The organism is Pseudomonas taiwanensis, assembly GCF_013393345.1.
In the GTDB taxonomy this organism is placed as follows: Bacteria; Pseudomonadota; Gammaproteobacteria; order Pseudomonadales; family Pseudomonadaceae; genus Metapseudomonas; species Metapseudomonas resinovorans_C.
The window spans coordinates 422307-443887 of record NZ_QJRF01000069.1 but is presented as its reverse complement, the minus strand read 5'-3'; the positions used below and the strand labels follow the sequence as shown (position 1 = coordinate 443887).

General features: G+C 66.0%; 17 protein-coding genes and 1 pseudogene. 10 read left to right on the top strand and 8 right to left on the bottom strand.

Going from position 1 to position 21581, the window contains the following annotated elements:
• Positions 1 to 40: 40 nt before the first annotated feature.
• The gene (gene recC / locus DM872_RS22780) at positions 41 to 3286 is read right to left on the bottom strand and encodes an exodeoxyribonuclease V subunit gamma (RefSeq protein ID WP_179061555.1); all 3246 of its coding nucleotides are present in this window, start codon (positions 3284 to 3286) and stop codon (positions 41 to 43) included.
• Positions 3287 to 3602: 316 nt separating this feature from the next.
• Between recC and DM872_RS22775 the strand changes: the two genes are divergently transcribed.
• Both DM872_RS22775 and DM872_RS22770 read left to right on the top strand, forming a co-directional pair.
• Positions 3603 to 5291 (top strand): Na/Pi cotransporter family protein, encoded by a 1689-nt coding sequence (locus tag DM872_RS22775; protein WP_179061554.1) that lies wholly within the window; start codon positions 3603 to 3605, stop codon positions 5289 to 5291.
• 45 nt (positions 5292 to 5336) lie between these two features.
• A complete protein-coding gene (locus DM872_RS22770; protein ID WP_179061553.1) occupies positions 5337 to 6356 on the top strand; it encodes an AraC family transcriptional regulator in 1020 nt (339 codons plus the stop codon).
• 122 nt (positions 6357 to 6478) lie between these two features.
• Here DM872_RS22770 and DM872_RS22765 read toward each other — a convergent pair whose 3' ends face one another.
• Both DM872_RS22765 and DM872_RS22760 read right to left on the bottom strand, forming a co-directional pair.
• Positions 6479 to 7444 carry an SDR family oxidoreductase gene (locus DM872_RS22765; protein ID WP_179061552.1) on the bottom strand — a complete coding sequence of 322 codons (966 nt, stop codon included), beginning with the start codon at positions 7442 to 7444 and terminating at the stop codon, positions 6479 to 6481.
• Positions 7432 to 8346 (bottom strand): bile acid:sodium symporter family protein, encoded by a 915-nt coding sequence (locus DM872_RS22760; RefSeq protein WP_179061551.1) that lies wholly within the window; start codon positions 8344 to 8346, stop codon positions 7432 to 7434. The genes DM872_RS22765 and DM872_RS22760 overlap by 13 nt, the downstream gene beginning before the upstream one ends.
• 194 nt (positions 8347 to 8540) lie before the next feature.
• Between DM872_RS22760 and DM872_RS22755 the strand changes: the two genes are divergently transcribed.
• The 6 genes and pseudogenes from DM872_RS22755 (at position 8541) to DM872_RS22735 (ending at position 14551) form a co-directional block, all read left to right on the top strand.
• Positions 8541 to 8852 carry a hypothetical protein gene (locus tag DM872_RS22755; protein WP_179061550.1) on the top strand — a complete coding sequence of 104 codons (312 nt, stop codon included), beginning with the start codon at positions 8541 to 8543 and terminating at the stop codon, positions 8850 to 8852.
• Positions 8853 to 9013: 161 nt separating this feature from the next.
• Complete coding sequence (locus DM872_RS22750) at positions 9014 to 11263, top strand: putative bifunctional diguanylate cyclase/phosphodiesterase (protein ID WP_179061549.1); 2250 nt, start codon at positions 9014 to 9016, stop codon at positions 11261 to 11263.
• A pseudogene (locus DM872_RS30965) lies at positions 11260 to 11589 on the top strand (PAS domain-containing protein); the annotation flags it as partial. The gene DM872_RS22750 and the pseudogene DM872_RS30965, both read left to right, overlap by 4 nt.
• A 189-nt stretch (positions 11590 to 11778) precedes the next feature.
• Positions 11779 to 12852 (top strand): methyl-accepting chemotaxis protein, encoded by a 1074-nt coding sequence (locus DM872_RS22745; protein ID WP_373273734.1) that lies wholly within the window; start codon positions 11779 to 11781, stop codon positions 12850 to 12852.
• Between the two features lie 60 nt (positions 12853 to 12912).
• Positions 12913 to 13416: a GNAT family N-acetyltransferase gene (locus DM872_RS22740; protein ID WP_179061547.1), complete on the top strand. Its 504-nt coding sequence runs from the start codon at positions 12913 to 12915 to the stop codon at positions 13414 to 13416.
• A 91-nt stretch (positions 13417 to 13507) separates the two neighbouring features.
• Positions 13508 to 14551: a DUF5924 family protein gene (locus DM872_RS22735; protein ID WP_179061546.1), complete on the top strand. Its 1044-nt coding sequence runs from the start codon at positions 13508 to 13510 to the stop codon at positions 14549 to 14551.
• A 106-nt stretch (positions 14552 to 14657) separates the two neighbouring features.
• On the opposite strand, the gene DM872_RS22730 is transcribed toward DM872_RS22735, so the two are convergent.
• Together DM872_RS22730 and gltP are read right to left on the bottom strand one after the other, a co-directional pair.
• Positions 14658 to 15884, bottom strand: coding sequence for a nucleoside recognition domain-containing protein (locus DM872_RS22730; RefSeq protein WP_179061545.1), 1227 nt, complete (start codon positions 15882 to 15884; stop codon positions 14658 to 14660).
• Between the two features lie 294 nt (positions 15885 to 16178).
• Complete coding sequence (gene gltP, locus DM872_RS22725) at positions 16179 to 17501, bottom strand: glutamate/aspartate:proton symporter GltP (protein WP_179061544.1); 1323 nt, start codon at positions 17499 to 17501, stop codon at positions 16179 to 16181.
• 306 nt (positions 17502 to 17807) lie between these two features.
• Here gltP and wrbA point away from each other — a divergent pair, with 306 nt between their 5' ends.
• Positions 17808 to 18404 carry an NAD(P)H:quinone oxidoreductase gene (wrbA, locus tag DM872_RS22720; protein WP_179061543.1) on the top strand — a complete coding sequence of 199 codons (597 nt, stop codon included), beginning with the start codon at positions 17808 to 17810 and terminating at the stop codon, positions 18402 to 18404.
• Positions 18405 to 18726: 322 nt separating this feature from the next.
• On the opposite strand, the gene DM872_RS22715 is transcribed toward wrbA, so the two are convergent.
• The 3 genes from DM872_RS22715 to DM872_RS22705 all read right to left on the bottom strand — a co-directional run bounded on the left by DM872_RS22715 (position 18727) and on the right by DM872_RS22705 (position 19782).
• Positions 18727 to 19191: an inhibitor of vertebrate lysozyme family protein gene (locus tag DM872_RS22715; RefSeq protein ID WP_179061542.1), complete on the bottom strand. Its 465-nt coding sequence runs from the start codon at positions 19189 to 19191 to the stop codon at positions 18727 to 18729.
• Between the two features lie 9 nt (positions 19192 to 19200).
• Positions 19201 to 19362, bottom strand: coding sequence for a DUF1328 domain-containing protein (locus DM872_RS22710; protein WP_077527587.1), 162 nt, complete (start codon positions 19360 to 19362; stop codon positions 19201 to 19203).
• A gap of 180 nt (positions 19363 to 19542) precedes the next feature.
• Positions 19543 to 19782 carry a hypothetical protein gene (locus DM872_RS22705; protein ID WP_179061541.1) on the bottom strand — a complete coding sequence of 80 codons (240 nt, stop codon included), beginning with the start codon at positions 19780 to 19782 and terminating at the stop codon, positions 19543 to 19545.
• A gap of 447 nt (positions 19783 to 20229) precedes the next feature.
• Here DM872_RS22705 and algB point away from each other — a divergent pair, with 447 nt between their 5' ends.
• Entirely contained in the window at positions 20230 to 21576 is a 1347-nt protein-coding gene (gene algB / locus DM872_RS22700; RefSeq protein WP_179061540.1) for a sigma-54-dependent response regulator transcription factor AlgB, read from the top strand.
• The last annotated feature ends 5 nt before the right edge of the window (positions 21577 to 21581 follow it).

The following is a 21581-nucleotide window of genomic DNA, read 5'->3' as shown; positions in this document are numbered from 1 at the left end:
GGAGAGGGCTGGGGTGAGGGCGATTTGTGTTGGCACGGCATCACTCCTCATCGTCATCTCCCGACAGGGCATCCAGTGCCGGGCCGTAGAGGGTTTCGGCCAGTTGTTCGAAGCGCTCGCCCAGGGGTTCGCGGTCGCGGAAGGCGAGGGCGTACCAGGGGTCCTGGGATTCGCCGAGCGGGCCGAAGTCGATCCCGTCCCAGGCCACCCGTGCCTTGGAGCGGGCAGCCTCGATCGGTTCCTTGCGGCCGGGTTTGCGCAGACCGTGGGCGAAGCCGTAGCTGGCCTTGGTCAGCAGCGGCAGCGGCGCGCAGAGGGCTTCGCGATAAGCGTGCAGCCAGGGCTCCAGCAATTCTCGGGCGTTGGGCAACGGGCCGGCCTGCCAGTCGCCAGCCGGAGAGAGCAGGCGGCTGTCGCGCGCTATGCCCGGCGTGGCGGCGAGGTTGAGGAGCAGGTGGCGCAGCCAGAACGGGGCAAGCTCCCATTCGCCGAGGCGGTTCAGGCGCCAGCCGAAGAGGCCCTCGGGCGTCACCCCGTCGAGCCAGCCGTGGATGCGCACCCCGGCCAGTTCGATATCCACCAGCAACGGTTGCGGCACAGCCTCCGGCCGCGCTTCGAACAGGCGCGGCGCGAAGGCGCGTACCGGGCCTCGCAACTGGCCCCACAGGGCGTGGCCCAGTTCGCCGACCGGCAACCAGCCGGCGGCGCGGGCGATGCGTTTTTCGTCGGACTCTGACCAGTCGCGCTCCACCGCATCCAGGGCGAGCTGACGCAGGCCGCGCCAGGCCGGACCTTCGAGACTGAAGGGTTCGTCGCTGGCCAGGGCTTCCTCCGTGTCCGCCAGGCGCAGGCCCAGACGTTGCTCGAGCAGGAAACGCGCCGGGTGGCGGAAGCACTGGATCAGCTGTGAGGGCTCCAGGGTCAGCCAATCGGCATCGGGTTCCGGCAGCGGCAGCGCAAAGGGCGCGGCGGCCGCTTGCGGTGTTTCCGCCAGGCGCTGCGCCGCGCGGAACCAGGGTGCGGCAAAGCCGACCTGCTGGCCCCCGGCGAAGTTGCCCGAGGCGAAGGGCTGCAGCGGATGCATCACCAGCACGCGCTCGCTCGCCTTGTGCTCACCGGCGATGGCGGTGAGGTCGATGGTTTCCAGCAGTTCGCTGACCAGCACGGAGGGCGGCAGGTGCGCGTTGTCGCGCGGGTCGCGGCCGACGAAGCTGAGGTAAAGGCCATCGCGCGCCGATTGCAGGGTTTCCAGCAGCAGGTAGCGATCATCCAGACGCCGGGCGCGGTCACCGCGCCGGGGTTTGCGGCTGATCAGATCGAAGCCGGCCGCCGGGGTGCGGCGCGGGAAGGCGCCGTCGTCCAGGCCGAGCAGGCAGACCTGGCGGAACGGCAGGCTGCGCATGGGCACCATGGTGCAGAAGGTCACCGCGCCGGTCAGGAAACCGGAAGCGCCGCTGCCCTGGTCCAATGCCGCCACCAGGTGCTGGCGCACCAGGGCCAGTTCCAGAGGGCGTTCGATGCCGGCGGCTTCGGCCTGCTCGCGCAAGGCACCGCAGGCCTGGGACAGCAGCAACAGGGTGTCGCCGGCTTCGCGCTCATCGAACAGCAGGTCGATCAGCCCCTGCAGCGTCTCCGCCCACTCCGCCAGCGGTCGCGGCCGGGCCATGTCATCCGCAAGGACGCCAAGGCGCTGGACGAAGCCCGCCAGACGGCCAAGCAACTGCGCGCGTGCCCCTTCCAGGGCATCCAGCGGCCAGTTGTCACCAAGCAGGGGCGGGGCATCCCCGGCCAGTTGCGGTGGCGCGGCGAAACCCAGCAGCAGGCGGTCCAGCCCCTGCCGCCAGCTGAAGGCGCCTTCCTCCGGCAGGCCAAGGCGCGCGCGGTGGGCGCCATCGCGGCCCCAGCGCACGCCGGCGTCGCGCAGCCAGTCGCGTAGCAGGGGCAGGTCTTCGTTCTCGATGCCGGCACGCGCGGCCAGGGCCGGCTGTTCCAGCCAGGCCAGCAGTTCCTCGGCGGCGAAGCGGCTTTGCGGCAGCTCCAGCAGGGCGAGGAAGGCCTCCACCAGCGGCAGTTCGGCGCGCAGGCTGCGGTCGGCCAGGCTGAAGGGGATACGCGGCACGCCTTCACGGGGGGCGAAGACCGCTTCGATATAGGGGGCGTAGCGCTCGATGTCCGGCGTCAGCACCACCACCTGGTCGGGGGTAAGCCCAGGGTCGGCCTTGAAGCGCGCCAGCAGCTGATCGTGCAGCACCTCCACTTCGCGCAGGGGCGAGTGGCAAAGGTGCACTTCCAGGGAGCGGTCGTCCTCACGCAGGCTCATGCGCTCGTCGGGGTGGCGGGTACGCAGGCGCAGGATGTCGTTCTGCACGGCGCGCAGCAGGCTGCTGTCGTGCAGGTCGTCGTCCTCGGCATAGACGCCGATGTCCTGGCCGCCCAGGGTGAACAAGGCGTCGAAGAAATCGCGGCCCTGCTTGCCGAGGCTGGCCAGCAGCGGGTGGCCGACGTCCAGGTACCAATCGTCGATGCCCGGTTCCGGCAACCTGGCCAGCTCGCGGATGTCGCGAATGTCGCCCCACGCCTCGCGGCACGGGTTGAGGGCAAAGAGGATCACCTGGCAATGCCGTGCGAGGCCTTCCAGCACACGCATGTGATGCGGCGGCAGGCTGCTGATGCCGAACACCACCAGGCGTTCCGGCAACCCGGCGATGGCGTCGCCGGCGTGCAGCCGCGCCAGGAGGTCGCCCAGCAGGCGCGCACGGTGCGGATGGCCATCGGCGGTGAGTTCACGCCAGAGCAGGGCCTGCCACTCTTCATCGGCGCCCAGTCCCAGCAGCTCGCCGCGCTCCCAGGCGTCCAGCCAGTCGTCGCGATAGAGCAGGTACTGGTCGAAGACATCGGCGATACGCGAGGCGAGAGTCAGGCGGCGGCGTTCGTCGCCGCCCTCCAGGTACTGCGCCAGGCGGGGCGCCTGGGCGAGGTTGTCGGGTTCGCAGAGCCAGTCGTAGAGGCGCCAGCCCAGGGTGACGGGGTTGAACGCGGATTGCGGCGGCAGCTCGCCCAGCACCAGGCGTGTGACATCCCAGACGAACCGCGCGGGCAGCTGGATATCCAGGTGCATGGCGATGCCTTGCTTGCGCGCCAGCTGCAGGGTCAGCCAGCGGCCCATGCCCTGGCTCGGCACGACCACCCGCGCAGGCGCCAACGGGTCTTGCTGCGGTTGCGCGAGCAGCGTGCAGGCCAGCTCGCCGAGGCTTTCCAGGTCGTTGGCGTGGTAGAGGTTGAGCATGGGAGCGCCGATGTCTGAAGGTGGGCACAGGTTAGCAGCCGACCCGGCCGCAGGTCGCCCCCGTCACAGGTGACGCGCATCTGCGAAACCCCATTGAAATCACCTCAGCTTGCTGCGCCAAGCCATTGATCGGTAATGAGCAAAATGTCCTGAAAGCGTCTTTACTTGTCATCAGGTGCCATACCAGTCAGGCAAATAGCTGCAATCAGCCCGGACCATGAAGGTCCAAAGACAATCGTGTTACCCAACGCCTGACCGCGCCGCCGTTTTCCTGCGCATGGATACGGCGGCCTTCAAGATCGCCAGGAGGGCCACCATGCTGACGCTGCTCAATCTGCTCTCGGCCGTCGCCTTGCTCATCTGGGGCACGCACATCGTGCGAACGGGCATCCTCCGCGTATACGGCGCCAACCTGCGCCGTCTGCTCAGTCGCAGCGTGCACCGCCCGCCCATGGCCTTCGCCGCCGGGATCGGCGTCACGGCGCTGGTGCAGAGCAGCAATGCCACCGCCCTGCTGGTCAGCTCCTTCGTCGCCCAGGGGCTGATGATGCTGGCCCCGGCGCTGGCCATCATGCTTGGCGCCGATGTCGGCACGGCGCTGATGGCGCGGGTGCTGACCCTGGACCTGTCGTGGCTGTCGCCTTTGCTGATCTTCTTCGGAGTGATCTTCTTCCTCTCCCGCAAACAGACCCGCCTGGGGCAACTCGGGCGGGTCGGCATCGGGCTCGGACTGATCATCCTCGCCCTGCAGCTGATCATCGCCGCCGCCGAACCCATCACCACCGCCAAGGGCGTGAAGGTGCTGTTCTCCTCGCTGACCGGCGATGTGCTGCTGGACGCCTTGACCGGCGCGCTGTTCGCAATGATTTCCTACTCCAGCCTGGCCGCCGTGCTGCTCACTGCCACCCTGGCCGCCTCCAAGGTGATCTCCCTCAAGGTGGCGCTCTGCCTGGTGATCGGCGCCAACCTCGGCAGCGGCGTCCTCGCCCTGCTCAGCAGTAGCCTGCAGAACCCCGCCGGGCGCCGCGTGGCCGTGGGCAGCCTGGCGTTCAAGCTCGCCGGCTGCATGCTCGTGCTGCCCATGGTGGGTCCCCTGGCCAGCTGGATCGACACCTGGCCCATCTCCAACGCCGAACTGGTGATCGCCTTCCACCTGCTCTACAACAGCGTGCGCTGCACGCTCTTCCTGCCCCTGACAGTGCCGATGGCGCGCCTGTGCAACTGGCTGCTGCCGGATCGACCGCAGCCGGACGATGTCGCCAAGCCACGGCATCTCGATCCGGCAGCCCTGGATACCCCTAGCCTGGCCCTGGCCAATGCCGTGCGCGAAACCCTGCGCATGGGCGATATCGTCGAGCAGATGCTGAACAATCTGCTGCACCTCCTGCGTGGCGGCGACCCGGGGCTGGGCAAGGACATCCACCGCCTGGATGACGATATCGATGCGCTCTACACCGCCATCAAGCTCTACCTGGCACGCATGCCCCGCGAGGACCTGGGCGAGCGCGACAGCCGGCGCTGGGCCGAGATCATCGAGCTGACCATCAACCTGGAACAGGCCGGCGACATCATCGAGCGCATGCTTGACGACGTGCAGAGCAAGAACAGGGCCCAGGGCCGCGCCTTCACCGACGAAGGACTGGGAGAGATCGTCAATCTCCACGACCAGGTGGTGGAAAACCTGCGCCTGTCGCTGTCGGTGTTCCTCAACGGCGACCTGGAAAACGCCAAGCGCTTGCGCCGGGCCAAGCAACGCTTCCGCATCCTCGAACGCCGCTATGCCCACGCCCACGTTTCGCGGCTGCACCAGCAGGTGGTGCAGAGCATCGAGACCAGCGCCCTGCACCTTGGCCTGATCAGCGACATGAAGCGCATCAACTCGCTGTTCTGCGCCATCGCCTATGCCGTACTGGATAACCCCGATGCTCAGGAAAACGTGGAGGAAGAACGTCTGCTGGAAGAGCCGCAAGCTTATTTCGAACCGCAGATCGGCTCCCATCGCTGAGGCTCGCTCTTCCCAGCGTGCGGGCCGCTTGGGCAGAATCCGGGGATGACGCCACACGACCCCTCCAGCGCCTCGGTCAGCGCCAGCCTGACCCAGGCGATCCTGCACGCCGCAACCCAGCTCGGCCTTGGCCGCGACGAGTTGCTGCGCGCCAGCCAGCTCGACGAAAAACGCCTGGCCGACCCGGATGCCCGCATCCCCTTCAGCACCCAGGAGGCGCTCTGGGCGACTATCCACGCCCGCCTGCCGCACCCCGAACCAGGCATTGCCATCGGCCGGGCCCTGGCCCCCGGGCAGTTCAGCGTGCTCGGCTACCTGTTGCAGAGCAGCCCGACCCTGGGCGAAGCCCTGGAGGCCGAGCTGCGCTACCAGCGCCTGGTGGGAGAGGGCGGCAGCCTGGCGCTGGAAGTGCGCGGCGATGAACTCTGGACCCTGTACCGCCCGCTGCACCCGAAACTGCCGGCCACCCGCGCGCGGGTGCTGGCGCTGATGGTCTTCTGGCTGGAACTGATGCGTCCGCTACTGGCGGACTTGCGCCTGCTGCGGGCCTGCTTCGTGCACCCGGCACCGGCGGACACCACGCTCTACCAGCAATGCTTCGCCTGCCCGCTGCAGTTCGACGCGGAGGATTACGCCCTGGTGCTGCCCCTGGCGCTGCGCTCGGCCCCGTTGAAACAGTCCAACCCGCCTCTGCAGGCCGTGCTGCGCCAGCACGCCGAAGCCTTGCTCGCGCGCCTGCCCAGCGAAGGGCTGCGGGCGCGGGTGGTCGCGCTGCTCGGCGCGCAACTGGCGCGCGGCGAACCCGACCGCGGCGCCCTGGCGTCAGCCCTGGGAATCAGCGAACGCACGCTGCAACGGCGCCTGGCGGACGAGGGCAGCAGCTACCAGCACCTGCTCAACGACACCCGCCGCCATCTCGCCGAACGCCACCTGCAGGAAGGCCGCCTGCCCATCGCCGATATCGCCGTACTGCTCGGCTACTCGGAGCCCAGCGTGTTCTTCCGCGCCTTCCGCCAATGGACCGGGCTGACGCCGGGCGAGTATCGGCAGAAGCATCGGGACTGATCGGCTCCCGTTTTGCTCTTTGTGGGAGAGAATTCATTCGCGAAGCAGTCCGCATGACTGCCAACAACCCGGGGCCACTGCGTGGCCTTTTCGCGAATAAATTCGCTCCTGCAGGAAAGGCGTCACTCTGCGTTCGCGCTTATCCCCCGCGCCTTGAGAAATGCCAGGAACGCCTCGCGGCTGGAGTACTTCGGCCGGTAGCCGAACTCTTCCTTGAGCCGACGGTTGTCCAGCACCGGGCGGTAGCGAAGGAAGTCCAGCTGCTCCGGGCCGTACTGGGTCAGACCCAGCGGCTTGAGCAGTGCCAGGGCGGTGCGCAGCAATCCCGCAGGGAGGGGGCGGTAGGGTTTGCCAAGGATGTCGGCGATCTCCGCCATGCTCAGTGCGCCATCGCCGGCGAGGTTGTAGATCCCCCCGGCGCCGCGCTCCAGGCCTTCGCGGATGATCGCCACGACGTCCTGGTCCCAGATGAACACGAAGCGGCTGTCATGCCCCTTGATGCCCAGCACCGAACGTTTCTGGAACAGTTCGGTGATCTGGTTGTTCACCTGCTCGCCGAGGATGGTGCCGGGGCGCAGGACGAGCTGGCGCAGCTGCGGATGTTGCTTGCGCGCGTCGGCCAGCAGCAGTTCCACCTCGCGCTTGTGACGGGCATAGGCGAAGAGGTCGTGGCCACGCAGCGGATGCTGTTCGTCGATCCACTCCGCGTTCTCCGGGTAATAGCCATAGGCAGCGCCGGAACTGGTGACGACCAGTTGGCCTGTGCCGTGGGCGACCGCCGCATTCAGCACGGCGCGGGTCCCACCGACGTCGATGGCGTGCAGGCGCGCCTCGCTCATCCCGCGGGGCGGAGTCACCACCGATGCCAGGTGGACGATGGCGTCGGGTTTCCAGCGCTCGACGCAAGCGTCCACTTCGCGGGGCAGGCTGATATCCAGCGACACCGGCTCGATGTTGGGCTTGAGCCCTTGATGGCTCAGCGGGCGGATGTCCGCAGCCACCAGGGTCCAGTCCGGGTGACGCGTGGCCAGGTCGTTCAAGACCTGCTGGCCGATGAAACCCGCCGCCCCGGTAATCAGGACGCGCATGGCATTTCCTCCTGGACACGGGGTGCGCGGCGCCGCCAGACGACCACCAGCAACAGACCGGAAATGATGTGCCAGATCCCCCAGAAGCCGGCCACCAGGGCCATGTCCAACTGGCCGCCGAACTGGGTCAGGATCAGCCCGAGGGCGAGCCCGGAGTTCTGCATGCCGACCTCGATGGTCAGCGCACGACGGTCAGCTTCGGCCAACCCGGTCAGGCGCGAGGCGCTCCAGCCCAGCAGCAGGGCGGAGGCGTTGTGGCCGACCACCACCAGCAGGACCAGGCCGGCGTTGGCCACCAGCAGTTGCCAGTTGCCCGCTGCCGCCACCACCAGGAACACGCCGAACGCGAGCAGGGAAAAGCGTTTGAACCAGGGCAGCACGCGGGCACTGAAAGCCGGGGCCAGGTTGCCCACCAGCATGCCCGCGAGCAGCGGCAGCACCAGCAGGACGACCAGGCCGCCAATGATGCCGCCGGCATCGACATCCAGGCTGCTCATCTGCCCATGTAGGAAGGCGGCGGTTTCCGGGTTGAGGCTGGCGGTGGCGGCGAAGTTCAGCGGCAGGCTGATGATGGCCAGCAGGCAGGAAAGGCTGGTGATGCTCACCGACAGCGCGGTATTGCCACGCGCCAGATGGGTGATGACGTTGGACAGGTTGCCGCCGGGGCACGCGGCCACCAGCAGCATGCCCAGCTCCAGGCCGGGGCGCAGGTCGAGGAAGAGGGTGACCACCAGGGTCATCCAGGGCAATAGCAGGCACTGGCAGAGCAGCCCCACCAGGGCCGGCAGCGGCCGTTTCAGGACCAGGAGGAAATGGGCCAGGCGCAGCTCCAGCGCCACGCCGAACATCAGCGCGGCGAGCACCAGCCCGAGAATCAGTTGCTGACTGCTGTCGTAGTTCATCGATGGGTTCTCTTGTTGTTCTTCTGCGGCCATTGGCAGGCGCAAGGCGAGAGCAGCTTAGCCGCCCGACCTGGCGGCAACAGTGGCCGACATCGCCAGCGCGAGTGGCCAATCGCGACAACTGATGCGGATCAATATTTGCCCACAGTCTCGTGGATAAAGTTGATGGCCAATTGACATCAGGTCGCCCCGCCATGCCACCCATCCTCCCGCCCCTGCTGCTGATCAGCGATGACCGCGTGCTCGCCGACCAGGCGCGCCAGCTGCTGACATACAACTTCCTGGAATGCACCGTGCTGACCACCAGCAGCGACTGCTCGAGGGCGCCACTATGCCGCTGGCTGAAGGACGCGCCGCTGAACCATGCCGGGCGAGTGCATGCCCTGCTGGGGGAAGCGGTGGAGGTGCTGGAGCGCACCCGCCACGCCTTCCGCTCCAGTGAACTGGGCCGCCTGCGCAAACGCCTCGAACAGGCACTGGGGGAGTTGCCGCCTCCCGAGGACTGAGGTAAAAACGGGGCCGCAAGGTTCCGCCAACGCGGAAGCCGGCTTTGCCGGGCAGGACGCTAGGGGCCTGCAAGACAAAGCGCCGTGATCAGCAACTCCTCCGGGGGATGCCGATCACGGCGCTTTTTTTATGCCCGCAGAAAACATCCAAGGGAGGATGCATGGGCCTGGAACGACAACTCGAAGGAATGCTCGACCGCATCGGCCTGTCACGCGCGGAAGTCACGATGCGCTGCCGCTACCTGGACTGGCAGGACAAGGACGCGGCGCACCTGGCCAGCCGGGGCGCGAGCCTGGATCACTGCCACCAGGCCTTCGTCGAACGCCTGTACGACCATCTGGCGCAGTTCGAGTCCATCGCCGGCATCCTCCACGATCCCGTCACACTTCAACGTCTCAAGCACAGTCAGCTCGACTACTACCAGCGCCTTTGGCGCGGCCCCTACGACCGTGGCTACGTGCTCGACCGGTTGCGCGTGGGCCTGGTGCACCAGCACGTGGGGGTGGACCTCAAGTGGTACCTGGGCGCCTACCGCCTGTACCTGGACCACATGCTCGGCGCAGTGCTGGGCGAAGACGAGGACCAAACGATCTACGCCAGCCTGCTGAAGGCGGTGTTCTTCGACATGACACTGGCCATCGACACCTACAGCAGCGCACAACGCCAGGCCCTGGAGGACAGCGAAGCGCGCTTCGCCCGGGCCCTGCGCGGGGCCAACGACGGCCTCTGGGACTGGGACCTGGAAACGGACCGGATCTACCTCTCCGAACGCTGGGCGGCGATGCTCGGCCTCGGCCGCGACAGCCTGGGTGAAGGCAGCGCCAGCTGGTTCGGCCGGGTTCATCCAGACGACCTGCCGGGCCTGCGCCAGTCGGTGGATGCCCACCTGCGCGGCGACACGCCCTGGCTGAATCACGAGTACCGTATCCGCCGTCGCGACGGCGCCTACCTCTGGGTACTGGTGCGCGGCGTGGCGGAGGAAGGGCGCATGGCCGGTTCGCAGACCGACATCAGCCAGCGCAAGCTCTCCGAACAGCAACTGCGACACGCCGCTCGCCACGATCCCCTGACCGGCCTCGCCAACCGGCTGCGCCTGGATGAATTGCTGCAACAGGCACTGCAACGGCGACAGCGCCCCGGGGCAAGGGAGGCTGGGCTGCTGTTCATCGACCTCGACCGTTTCAAGTTGATCAACGACAGCCTCGGCCACGCCATGGGCGACCGCGTGCTGGTGGAGGTGAGCCAGCGCCTTTCCCGCTGCCTGCGTCCGGGAGACCACCTGGTGCGGTTCGGCGGTGACGAGTTCGTGGTGTTGCTGGACGACCTGGCGTGCCTGGCCGACGCCGAACAGGTGGCCCAGCGCATGCTCGACAGCCTGCACCAGCCCCTGCACCTGGACGACCACAGCCTGGCGGTCAGCGCCAGCATCGGTATTACCGGGCTGCTGGCCGAGGGACAGGCAGTGGATACCCTTCAAGCGGCCGACCTGGCCCTGTACCGCGCCAAGGAAGCCGGCAAGGCTCAGTTCGCCCGCTACAGCACCGAACTGCAGGCCGCTGCGCAGAAGCGCCTGGACCTGCACAACGCCCTGGCCCGCGCGCTGGCCCGCGAAGAATTCGAACTGCATTACCAACCGATCTGCCGCATCGATGGCAGCCGGCCACAGGTCACCGCGGTCGAGGCCCTGCTGCGCTGGCGCCGGAACGGTCGGCTGGAATCGCCACTGCATTTCATTCCCGCGCTGGAGGAATCCGGCGAGATCATCGCGGTTGGCGACTGGGTGCTGCGGGAAGCCTGCCGGCAGACCCGCCGTTGGCAACTGGCCGGCCAAGAGGACCTGAGTTGCTCGGTGAATCTCTCCAGCCGACAGCTGCTACAACCGGGATTCGCCCAGCGGGTCGCTGCCATCCTGCGCGAGAGTGGGCTGCGGCCCACCAGCCTCGTGCTGGAGATCACCGAGAGCCTGCTGATGCAGGACAGCGCCGAGACCCTGGCGTGCCTGCGCGAACTGGCCGTGCTCGGGGTCCGCCTCGCCCTGGACGACTTCGGCACCGGCTATTCCTCCCTCGGCTACCTCAAGCGCTTCCCGCTGCAAATCCTTAAGGTGGACCGCAGCTTCATCGGCGGCGCGCCGGACGACCCCGAACTGAACGCCATCTCCCGAGCCATCATCGGCCTGGGCCGCAGCCTCGGCCTGGAAGTGGTGGCCGAGGGCGTCGAAGACCCGGCGCACCTGGACTTCCTGCTTGGCCAGGACTGCCGCTACGCGCAAGGGTACTGGTTCAGCCGCCCACGACCACCGGATTTGCTCGAACCGCTGCTGCAGGGCGAGGAGGGGTTCGAAGGCGAAGGATGCCTGCCAGGCCCGGCCACCAGGACCCGCGAAGATAGCCAGGGGAGCAGCCGATGAAGATCAATTTGCCGGTCAGCGGCCGGGCGGTCGAGTTCGACGCCAATGCCAACATCCTCTCCACCACGGACCTGAAAGGGATCATCACCCACGTCAACGACGACTTCCTGGCCATCAGCGGCTTCGACCGCGAGGAACTGCTGGGGCGCAGCCACAACCTGGTGCGTCACCCGGACATGCCGCCGCAAGCCTTCGCCCATCTCTGGCAGACCCTCAAGGGCGGCCGCAGCTGGATGGGGCTGGTGAAGAACCGCTGCAAGAACGGCGACCACTACTGGGTCAGTGCCTATGTCACGCCAGTAGTGCGAGACGGCAAGGTGGTGGAATACCAGTCGGTGCGGACCCGCCCCGACCCCGATCAGGCCGCGGCTGCGGAACGACTCTACGCGAGCCTGCGGGAAGGGCGCCAGCCAGGCGCCCTGCGGCGCCCGCTCCTGAGCCTGCGTGCACGCCTGCTGGCGGGTTGCGGAGCCGCCGGCCTCTCCGGCCTTGGCCTCGCCCTGATACTCGACGGCATGCTGCCCTTCGCCGAGGTTCCCGCTGCCCTCGCTAGCCTGGGGGCCTGTGGTGCCTGGATCCACTGGCAGCTGCGCCCCCTGAGTGCACTACTGGACAAGGCCAGGCGCATCGCTGACAACCCTATCGGCCAGTGGCTCTATTGCGGCCGGACCGACGAATTCGGCGAGCTCGACTTCGCCATGCGCATGCTGGAAACCGAAGCGGGCGCCGTGGTCGGGCGTATCGCCGAATCCGCCCGGCAACTGGCGGGCCATGCCCGCCACCTGGCGTCGTCGGTGGCCAGCACCAGCCAGGCGACTCGCCGCCAGCAGCTGGATACCGAGCATGTCGCCAGTGCCATCGAGCAGATGGCCTGCAGTGTCCAGGAAGTGGCGCGCAGTGCCCAGCAAGGCGCCACCGCCGCCGACCAGACCGACGCCGCCGCAAGCGTTGGCCGGGAGGAAGTGGATGCCACCCGCCTGCACATCGCCAGCCTCGAAGAAGAGGTTCGCCAGGCCAGCAGCACCGTGCAGGCACTGCGCAGCCACAGTGGCGATATCAGCCAGATCCTGGAGGTGATCCGCAGCATTGCCGAACAGACCAACCTGTTGGCCCTCAACGCCGCCATCGAGGCGGCCCGCGCGGGCGAGGCCGGCCGGGGATTCGCGGTGGTCGCCGACGAGGTGCGTGCCCTGGCGTCGCGGACCCAGCACTCCACAGCAGAAATTCACACACTGATCGCCGGACTCCAGCAGGGCGCCGGCGTTGCCGTGGAAGCGATGCAACAAAGTTGCCGGCAGGCATCCGAGAGCCTGCAACAGGCGTTGCGCGCCAGCGACTCCCTCGCCCTGATCAACGGCCAGGTCAGCGAAATCAGCAGCATGAGCCTGCAGATCGCCAGCGCGGTGGAGCAGCAGAGCGCCGCCAGCGAGGAAATCCAGCGCAGCCTGGCGAGCATCCGCATCGCCGCCGACAGCAATGCCGAAAGCGGTGGACACAGCCAGCACAGCGCCCAGCAAGTGGCCGAGCTGGCAGCGGACCTGCAGGCGCTGGCCCAGCAATTCTGGGAGAGGCGCCACCGGCACGGTTGAGGCATTGCCAGACAACGAGACGTGGGCGAGAGTGCCAGCTCTTTCCGGGAGCAGGTGCCCATGTCGATCAGGAAACTGCGCATCAGCGATATCGAGGCCTTGCACCGGCTGCTCGCCGAGGTCAGCGCCGAAGGCGAGTACCTGTTGCGCGCCGAGGCGCCGCCCCTTGAGCAGATGCGTGCGCTGCTCCTGCGCTCACTGCCGCTGGACCTGCCGCAGTTCGTCGTCGACGCCGAAGGCGACCTGCTCGGTTCCATCGAAATCTTCCCGGCCAGCCTGTGCTACATGGAAGACGGCTCGGGGGAAGACTTCGGCGTGCTCGGCATGCAGGTGAGGAAGGCCCATCGCGGCCGGGGCCTGGGTGGGCAGTTGATGGAGGCGGCCCTCGCGCATTACCGTCGACAACACATGCGCCGCGTGGAGCTGGCCGTGCTGAAATCCAATGAAGCGGCGATTCGCCTCTACCAGCGCTTCGCCTTCCATTGGGTCGAAGACCTGCCTCCCGTCACCTTGCCCAACGGACGCCCCGACCAGCCACAGAAGATGCGCTTGCTGCTGGACTGAGCGGCAGGCCGTCAGCGCAAGTCCAACGCGCCTTCTCAGGGCTTCCGGCGGACAGTATCCTGCCCGCCTCCCCCACGTCCTGTTGCGACCGATGCTGCTGTCCACCTTCAAACCCCACGTGCTGAAGCTCATCGAGCTGCTGCAACGCCATCCCCGGCTGATCGCGCTGTACGGCTTCTGCTCCGGCATGGCGAGCTTCTTCCTGGTGGAGCGGGGTGCGCGGGTGGCCAAGGTGATCGCCATCCTGCTGCTGGTGAGCTGGCTCTGGCTGATGCTGGAGAACATTTTCCGGCGCGGCATCGAGCGAGTCTTCGGCGTCGAGCTGCCACCCCCCTTGATGCGTTTCCTGACCCAGCTGATCCACCAGGAAAGCCTGTTCTTCGTGCTGCCGTTCTTCGCCATCACCACCAGTTGGAACAGCGGCCAGGCCTTGTTCACCGGGCTGCTGGGCGTGGCGGCGATCTGCTCGATCACCGACCCGATCTACAACCGCCATCTGGCACCGCGCCGCTGGCTGTTCCTCGCTTATCACACGCTGACCTTGTTCGCCGTGCTGCTCGCGGCGTTGCCGCTGATCCTCCAGCTGACCACCGCGCAAAGCTACCGTTGGGCACTGGGCACCGCCGTCGCGCTGTCCTTCGTCAGCCTGTTCGGGGTGATCCGCGGGCAGCGCTGGTGGCGCGTCGTGGGGCTGCTGGGATTGACCCTGGCCCTCGGCGGGCTGGGCTGGGTCACGCGCATCTGGGTGCCGCCCGCGACCCTCTGGCTGACCGAAGTGGCGGTGACGCCGGACCTGGATAACCACCAGCGCACACCGGGCGATGGTGTGGAAGAAGTCAGCGCCGCCGAGCTGCGCAGCAAGGGGCTTTACGCCTACACCGCCATCAACGCCCCGCGCGGGCTGAATGAACGCATCTACCACGTGTGGCGCTTCAATGGCCGCGAAGTGGACCGCATTGCCCTGAACATCCACGGCGGCCGCGAAGCCGGCTACCGCGCCTGGACCCACAAGCAGAACTTCCCCGGCAATCCGGCGGGGCGCTGGCAGGTTCAGGTGCTTACCGAGGCGGGGCAGATGATTGGCACCCTGCGCTTCAAGGTCACGCCCTCCGAGCTGCCGCCCAAGCCGCATTGAGGGCCAAACTTGTAGGAGCGAGCTTGCTCGCGAACGGTCCGAGCGCGGTCTTTCGCGAGCAAGCTCGCTCCTACACAAAGCGTCACCGCCAGCGGTAACCCACCGGTCAGCCAAAGAACCAATAGCAGACGCCGATGGACGCGATGACGCCGGCCAGGTCCGCCAGCAGGGCGCAGCCCACGGCATGGCGGGCGCGCTGGATGCCCACCGAGCCGAAGTACACGGCCAGGACGTAGAAAGTGGTTTCGGTGCTGCCCTGCATGGTGGCGGCCACCAGCGCGGGGAAGCTGTCGACGCCCTGGGTCTGGATCGTCTCGATGAGCATGGCGCGGGCGGCACTGCCGGAGAAGGGTTTGACCAGCCCCGTCGGCAGTGCCTCGACGAAGCGGCTGTCCAGTCCCAGTCCTTCGACCACCCAGCGGATCCCGTCGAGCAGTTGATCCAGCGCGCCCGAGGCCCGAAGGGCACCCACGGCGCAGAGCATGGCGACCAGGTATGGCAGGAGGTTCTTCGCTACGTCGAAGCCTTCCTTGGCACCTTCCACGAAGGCTTCGTAGATCGGCACCTTCTTCAGCGCGCCCATCACCAGGAAGCTGAGGATCAGCGCGAACAGGGTGAGGTTGCCGAGTAGGGAGGACAGCGCCGTCAGCGCGGTCGCCGAAAGACCGGCCAGCACCGCCATGAAGCCGCCGAGCAGCAGCGCAGCGCCGCCGAACCAGGCGAGCAGAACCGGGTCGGTCAATTTGATCCGCTGCATGAAGGCCACCGACAGCAGCGCCGTCATGGTGGAGATCGCGTTGGCCAGGAGGATCGGCAGGAATACCAGGGCGGGGTCGCTGGCACCGGCCTGGGCGCGGTACATGAAGATGGTCACTGGCAGCAGCACGAAGGAGGAGGCGTTCATCACCATGAACAGCACCTGGGCGTTGCTCGCCGAGGTGCTGCTGGGATTCAGCTCCTGCAACGCCTTCATCGCCTTGAGGCCGATGGGCGTGGCCGCGTTGTCCAGGCCAAGGCCGTTGGCGGTGAAGCTCAGGGTGACCAGGCCGAGCGCCGGGTGGCCACGTGGCACCTCCGGCATCAGGCGTGCGAACAGCGGGCCGAGCAGGCGCGCGAGAATATCCACCAGGCCGGCCCGCTCGGCGATGCGCAGGAAACCCAGCCACAACGTCAGCGTGCCGAACAGCAGGATCATCACATCGACCGAGAGCTTGGCCATGGCGAACAGGCTTTCCACCATCGCCGCCCAGACACCCGGATCGCCACCGATCCAGCGTCCCAGTGCGGCCACCGCCGCCACCAGGAAGAAGCTCAGCCACAGGCCGTTGAGCATTTGCAGTCCCCCAGAAAACAGTGAGGCGGATTCTAGCGGGGCAGCCCGTACAGCGGCGAATTCAATCTGCCTTCAAGTCCGTGCAATACCTATCAACCCTCACCCCCGGCCCCTCTCCCAAAGGGAGAGGGGTGACTCGCGATTGGCAAATTCGTGTCAGCCTGCACGATCAGCTCCCTCTCCCTCTGGGAGAGGGCTGGGGTGAGGGCAGTCGAGCCCCCGCTGGAATTTGAGCCAGCACCCACAAAAAAGCCCCGATCAAGTCAGGGCTTTCTCATTCAGCGCGGCGCGATCTCAGTCAATGACCGCACGCCCCTTGGGCGAAACTTCGGCGCTCGGCAGAGATGCCAGGTAGCGCTGGCCCTTCTCCGCGTCGTACATGCCTTCCCACTTGGCAATGACCAGCACGGCCAGGGCGTTGCCGATCACGTTCAGGGCAGTACGGGCCATGTCCATGATGCGGTCGACGCCGGCGATGAAGGCCAGGCCTTCCAGGGGGATGCCGACGCTGCCCAGGGTGGCCAGCAGGACGACGAAGGAAACGCCCGGCACGCCCGCGATGCCCTTGGAGGTGACCATCAGGGTCAGCACCAGCAGGAGCTGCTGGCTGATGCTCAGGTCGATGCCGTAGAGCTGGGCGATGAAGATGGCCGCGATGCTCTGGTACAAGGTCGAACCATCGAGGTTGAAGGAGTAGCCGGTGGGGACCACGAAGCTGCTGATTGCACGCGGTGCGCCGTAGGCTTCCATCTTCTCGATGATGCGCGGCAGCACGGTCTCGGAGCTGGCGGTGGAGTAGGCGAGGATCAGCTCGTCCTTGAAGATGCGCATCAGCTTGATGATGGAGAAGCCGAACAGGCGAGCCACCAGGCCGAGCACCATGAAGGCGAAGAAGGCGATGGCGAAGTACACCAGCACCACCAGCTTGGCCAGCGGCAGCAGGGAGGCGAAGCCGAAGTTGGCCACGGTCACGGCGATCAGCGCGAACACGCCGATGGGGGCGTAGGCCATGATCATGTGGGTGACCTTGAACATGGTCTCGGAGACGCCCTGGAACACCTTCACCACCGGCTCGCGGGTCTCGCTCGGCAGGCTCGACAGGCCAAGGCCGAACATCACCGAGAAGAAGATGATCGGCAGCATCTCGCCCCGGGCCACGGCGGCGAAGATGTTGGAGGGAATCAGGTTCAGCAGGGTCGAGATCAGCGCGTGGTCGTGCTGCACTTCCTGGGCGGTCTGCTGGTACTTGGAGATGTCCACCGTGCCCAGGGTGCTCATGTCGATGCCGGCGCCGGGCTGGAAGAAGTTGGCCAGCAGCAGGCCGACGACGATCGCCACCGTGGTGATGATCTCGAAGTAGAGGATGGTCTTCAGACCAATACGTCCCAGCTTCTTCGCGTCACCCACGCCGGCGATGCCGACGACCAGCGAGGCGATGACGATCGGAATGACGATCATCTTGATCAGGCGGATGAAGATGTCACCGGCCGGTTGCAGGACGTTGGCAATCCACCAGGCCTTCTCGGCACTGAAGTGGTTGAGCAGGGCGCCAATGGCGATACCCAGCACCAGCCCGATGAGAATCTGCCACGCGAGGCTCAGTCTGGCCTTGGTCATAGTCGTCACCCTCTGATTTCTTTTGGAAGTCGGGAGTACGGCACCGTCCGGGATGGCCGAGCGGGCCGCAAAAAGGGGCGACATGATTCATAGGGAGCTATCGATCGTCTAATGCCGGAACCGCCTACCCCATGCCGAATCGGCATAGCCAAAACGAGATGGAACCATGGTTCCAGCGTGATCCAACTGACATTTCCGGCATGGCAATTTCCCGCCAAGGGCGGCGGCAAAGTGCGTGCATGCCATCTAGGCTCACTGGGTCCGGCCCGATCGGGCTGCCAGTCTGCGGATGAATGGAGAGCGGCAATGAAGAAGGTCCTGGTGCTGTATTACTCGATGTACGGTCATATCGAACGCATGGCGGAATCCGTCGCCGAAGGTGCCCGTAGCGTGTCCGGGGTGGAAGTGACCCTCAAGCGCGTGCCGGAAACCATGCCCGAGGATGTAGCCCGTAAAGCCGGCGCGAAGCTGGACCAGGCCGCACCCGTGGCGACCCCGCAGGAACTGGCGGACTACGATGCGATCCTGTTCGGCACGCCGACGCGCTTTGGCAACATGAGCGCACAGATGCGCAGCTTCCTCGACCAGACTGGCGGTCTCTGGGTGAAGGGCGCACTGATCGGCAAGATCGGCAGCGTCTTCACCTCCACGGGTACCGGCGGCGGCTCGGAAACCACCATCACCTCGTTCTGGCACACGCTGGCGCATCACGGAATGCTGCTCGCCGGGCTGCCTTACTCGGCACCCGAGCTGAGCGATATCAGTGAGCTGCGAGGCGGCTCGCCCTATGGCGCGGCCACGGTGGCCGGTAGCGACGGCTCGCGCCAACCCAGCGCCAAGGAGTTGTCCCTGGCGAAATTCCAGGGCGCCCATGTGGCGACATTGGTAAGCAAGATGAAATGAGGCGAGACCTTTGTGGGGGCGAATTCATTCGCGAAGGGCAACAGGGTTGCCCCCTGGGAACCTGTCGAGCAGTCCTTCGGCCTGCATAGCGATTGAAATCGCCCCCACAAAAAGAAGGCCGAAGCGTTCATTCCGATGAGAAACTCTCCGCTGCCCACCGGGAGCTGGAGTAATTCCAGCTCCCGGCAGCAGCTCACCCGACCTGGCCCGCTGGGTTGCGGAGGCACCCCTTCTGCCCCTGGGTCACGCCGCTCCAGAAGACGCGGAACAACCCGGCCCCTTGGTCAATCGGCCCGTCGCCAGGCCTTGATCCTTCGAGTCCTCAGTACCAGTTCGGGTCCGCTTTCAATTGCTCGTCGAGAATGCGTCGGACTTCTTCGTCCGGCTCGCCGAGCCAGCGGTAACTGGCATGTCGACTGGGCGACTTGTCGGATGGCAAGCCGTCCGGCAACTGCACATAGAGTGCCCAGGCGTCTTCCTTGTTCCAGCTGAAGGCAACATAGAGTCGCTGGTTGAAGCAGTTGTTGGCTTCACACAGTTCACCCACTAGAAACTTGTCGCCCTCGTCTTCCACCGCCTTCATTGGCGATGCAGTACCTGAAAGGTTCATTACCCATTCGGGCAGCCGGCTTTCGTCTCGCACCAACTCCTGCCAGGTGTCCTGATACTCAGGGTCGCTGCCGAGCAGTTCGTTGAGTCGGTGCTGCGCATCCGTGTCGGCGGCCAGCGCTTGAGCGCTGGCCAGCCCCAGGAACAAGGCGGCAACCGCCTTGATCGAGTTGTCCATGAAACCTCCTCAAGGGGCTCGCCGGCCCATGATGAAGGACACCACGAACAGCACCAGGAAGACGACGAACAGTATCTTCGCGATACCCGCGGCGGTCCCGGCAATACCGCCGAAACCAAGCACGGCGGCGACGATTGCGATGACCAGGAAAGTAAGTGCCCAACTCAGCATGGTCTTTCTCCTTTGTGGCTTCGGTGTTGTCTGCGCAATTGCGCAAGAACCACCGGCACGACGCAGGACGCAGCGTCGGTGGGTGTTGCACACTGTTGGCGAACGCTGCGCAACATGGCGATGCAACACAGCGCGGTAGTCAGGGCGAGGGCAAGGCTCCACATCACGATGCCTCCCAGATCAGAAGACCCAGCGCGGCTGAGCGCGGGATTCGGTCCACATTGGCTGACTCACTTCATGCAGCGGCCCATCGGCGCGAATCGGCGCCGGGCGGCTGCTTTGTTCCGCAGCTGGAACCTGTATGGGCGCAGGCTGGACCCGTTCGCGCAGGTGATGCTCGACGAACATGCCTAGCACCACGGCCAATCCGATCAGAAGGGCCATCAACCATCTGGACGATAACCACTGGAAACCTTTCATCCTCGAATCCTCCCTCGGGTGGATTTGTGGCCTCGTGACTCGGATGCATGGCTCGCGCCATCCGCGGCCCTTCGAAAACCTTCAACCATTCAATGGGTTATTTCAGCGTCCCAAGGACTCTTGCAGGCACTTTGCACGGTCCGGATCTGCTCCTCGGGCAAATTGCATGCTGATAAAAGGCCCGGAACCTCCTTGTCCCAGGCAGAGTCCTCCTGAAGGGTGCACGGGTCACAAGAGGTAAAAAGGCCAATGCATCTTCAGGTATCGGGACTATCGCAAGGGCTGTGCCAGCCTCATCCAGGAAGAGATTCTCTTGCTAATCAACCTGTTAGCGTTTCCACCCGAGCTTCCTACACTTGCATGCTGCAATGCCTGTAGGAAAAACACGTGCAACTTGCACGACAATTCTTGGACTAACTTTCTATGACTCGGAAATGGAGTGAGAGCATGGAACAGGTAACCGAGAACCAGGGACGAATCCTGCTGGTGGATGACGAAGCCGCCATCCTCAGAACCTTTCGTTACTGCCTTGAAGACGAAGGCTACAGCGTCGCCACGGCAACGAATGCAGCGCAGGCGGAGGCGATCCTGCAGCGACAGGTCTTCGACTTGTGTTTCCTCGACCTGCGCCTGGGCGAGGACAACGGCCTGGACGTGCTGGCCCTCATGCGGGTGCAGGCGCCATGGATGCGCGTGGTGATCGTCACCGCACACTCGGCGGTCGATACGGCGGTGGATGCGATGCAATCCGGCGCGGCCGACTACCTGGTCAAACCCTGCAGCCCGGACCAGTTGCGCATGGCCGCAGCGAAGCAGCTGGAGCTACGACAGCTGACTGCACGCCTGGAGGCCCTGGAAGGTGAAGTACGCCGTGCGGGCGACGGATTGTTTTCCCAGAGCCCGGCGATGATGGCCGTGCTGGAAACGGCGCGACAAGTCGCGGCCACCGACGCCAACATTCTCATCCTTGGCGAATCGGGCACGGGCAAGGGCGAACTGGCTCGCGCCATCCATGGCTGGAGCAAACGCGCGAAGAAGGCCGTCGTCACCATCAATTGTCCTTCCCTTTCCGCCGACCTGATGGAAAGCGAGCTGTTCGGACACAATCGGGGCGCCTTCACCGGTGCCAACGAAAGTACCTTGGGCCGGGTGAGCCAGGCCGATGGCGGGACGTTGTTCCTCGACGAGATCGGTGATTTCCCCCTGAGCCTGCAGCCCAAGCTGCTGCGTTTCATCCAGGACAAGGAGTACGAACGGGTGGGCGACCCGGTGACTCGCCGGGCCGATGTGCGCATCCTCGCGGCCACCAACCTCGATCTGGACGAGATGGTTCGCGAAGGCCGCTTCCGCGAGGACCTGCTCTATCGCATCAACGTGATCGCCCTGAGCCTGCCGCCCCTGCGCGAGCGCCACGAGGACATCCTCGACCTCGCCGAGCGCTTCCTTGCACGCTTCGTCAGCGACTATGTGCGCCCGGCGCGGGCCTTCAGCGATGAAGCGACAGCGGCGCTACTCAGTTATCGCTGGCCGGGCAACGTGCGCGAACTGCGCAATGTGATCGAGCGCGCCAGCATCATCTGCAACCAGGAGCGGGTCGAGGTCAACCACCTCGGGCTGGGCGACACACCCACCGCCAACTCGCCCCGGGTAGGGGGGCCGCTGAGTCTGGAAGACCTGGAGCGCGCCCATATCGCCGGCGTTCTGGCCAGCAGCGAGACGCTCGACCAGGCCGCCCGTACACTCGGTATCGATGCCTCGACCCTGTATCGCAAACGCAAGCTCTACGGCCTCTGAAGGGG

What these genes read in the sequence shown, in the direction of transcription:
- recC (WP_179061555.1), bottom strand. Translation starts at nt 3,286, where the DNA reads ATGCTCAACCTCTACCACGCCAACGACCTGGAAAGCCTCGGCGAGCTG.
- DM872_RS22775 (WP_179061554.1), top strand. Translation starts at nt 3,603, where the DNA reads ATGCTGACGCTGCTCAATCTGCTCTCGGCCGTCGCCTTGCTCATCTGG.
- DM872_RS22770 (WP_179061553.1), top strand. Translation starts at nt 5,337, where the DNA reads ATGACGCCACACGACCCCTCCAGCGCCTCGGTCAGCGCCAGCCTGACC.
- DM872_RS22765 (WP_179061552.1), bottom strand. Translation starts at nt 7,444, where the DNA reads ATGCGCGTCCTGATTACCGGGGCGGCGGGTTTCATCGGCCAGCAGGTC.
- DM872_RS22760 (WP_179061551.1), bottom strand. Translation starts at nt 8,346, where the DNA reads ATGAACTACGACAGCAGTCAGCAACTGATTCTCGGGCTGGTGCTCGCC.
- DM872_RS22755 (WP_179061550.1), top strand. Translation starts at nt 8,541, where the DNA reads ATGCCACCCATCCTCCCGCCCCTGCTGCTGATCAGCGATGACCGCGTG.
- DM872_RS22750 (WP_179061549.1), top strand. Translation starts at nt 9,014, where the DNA reads ATGGGCCTGGAACGACAACTCGAAGGAATGCTCGACCGCATCGGCCTG.
- DM872_RS22745 (WP_373273734.1), top strand. Translation starts at nt 11,779, where the DNA reads ATGCTGCCCTTCGCCGAGGTTCCCGCTGCCCTCGCTAGCCTGGGGGCC.
- DM872_RS22740 (WP_179061547.1), top strand. Translation starts at nt 12,913, where the DNA reads ATGTCGATCAGGAAACTGCGCATCAGCGATATCGAGGCCTTGCACCGG.
- DM872_RS22735 (WP_179061546.1), top strand. Translation starts at nt 13,508, where the DNA reads ATGCTGCTGTCCACCTTCAAACCCCACGTGCTGAAGCTCATCGAGCTG.
- DM872_RS22730 (WP_179061545.1), bottom strand. Translation starts at nt 15,884, where the DNA reads ATGCTCAACGGCCTGTGGCTGAGCTTCTTCCTGGTGGCGGCGGTGGCC.
- gltP (WP_179061544.1), bottom strand. Translation starts at nt 17,501, where the DNA reads ATGACCAAGGCCAGACTGAGCCTCGCGTGGCAGATTCTCATCGGGCTG.
- wrbA (WP_179061543.1), top strand. Translation starts at nt 17,808, where the DNA reads ATGAAGAAGGTCCTGGTGCTGTATTACTCGATGTACGGTCATATCGAA.
- DM872_RS22715 (WP_179061542.1), bottom strand. Translation starts at nt 19,191, where the DNA reads ATGGACAACTCGATCAAGGCGGTTGCCGCCTTGTTCCTGGGGCTGGCC.
- DM872_RS22710 (WP_077527587.1), bottom strand. Translation starts at nt 19,362, where the DNA reads ATGCTGAGTTGGGCACTTACTTTCCTGGTCATCGCAATCGTCGCCGCC.
- DM872_RS22705 (WP_179061541.1), bottom strand. Translation starts at nt 19,782, where the DNA reads ATGAAAGGTTTCCAGTGGTTATCGTCCAGATGGTTGATGGCCCTTCTG.
- algB (WP_179061540.1), top strand. Translation starts at nt 20,230, where the DNA reads ATGGAACAGGTAACCGAGAACCAGGGACGAATCCTGCTGGTGGATGAC.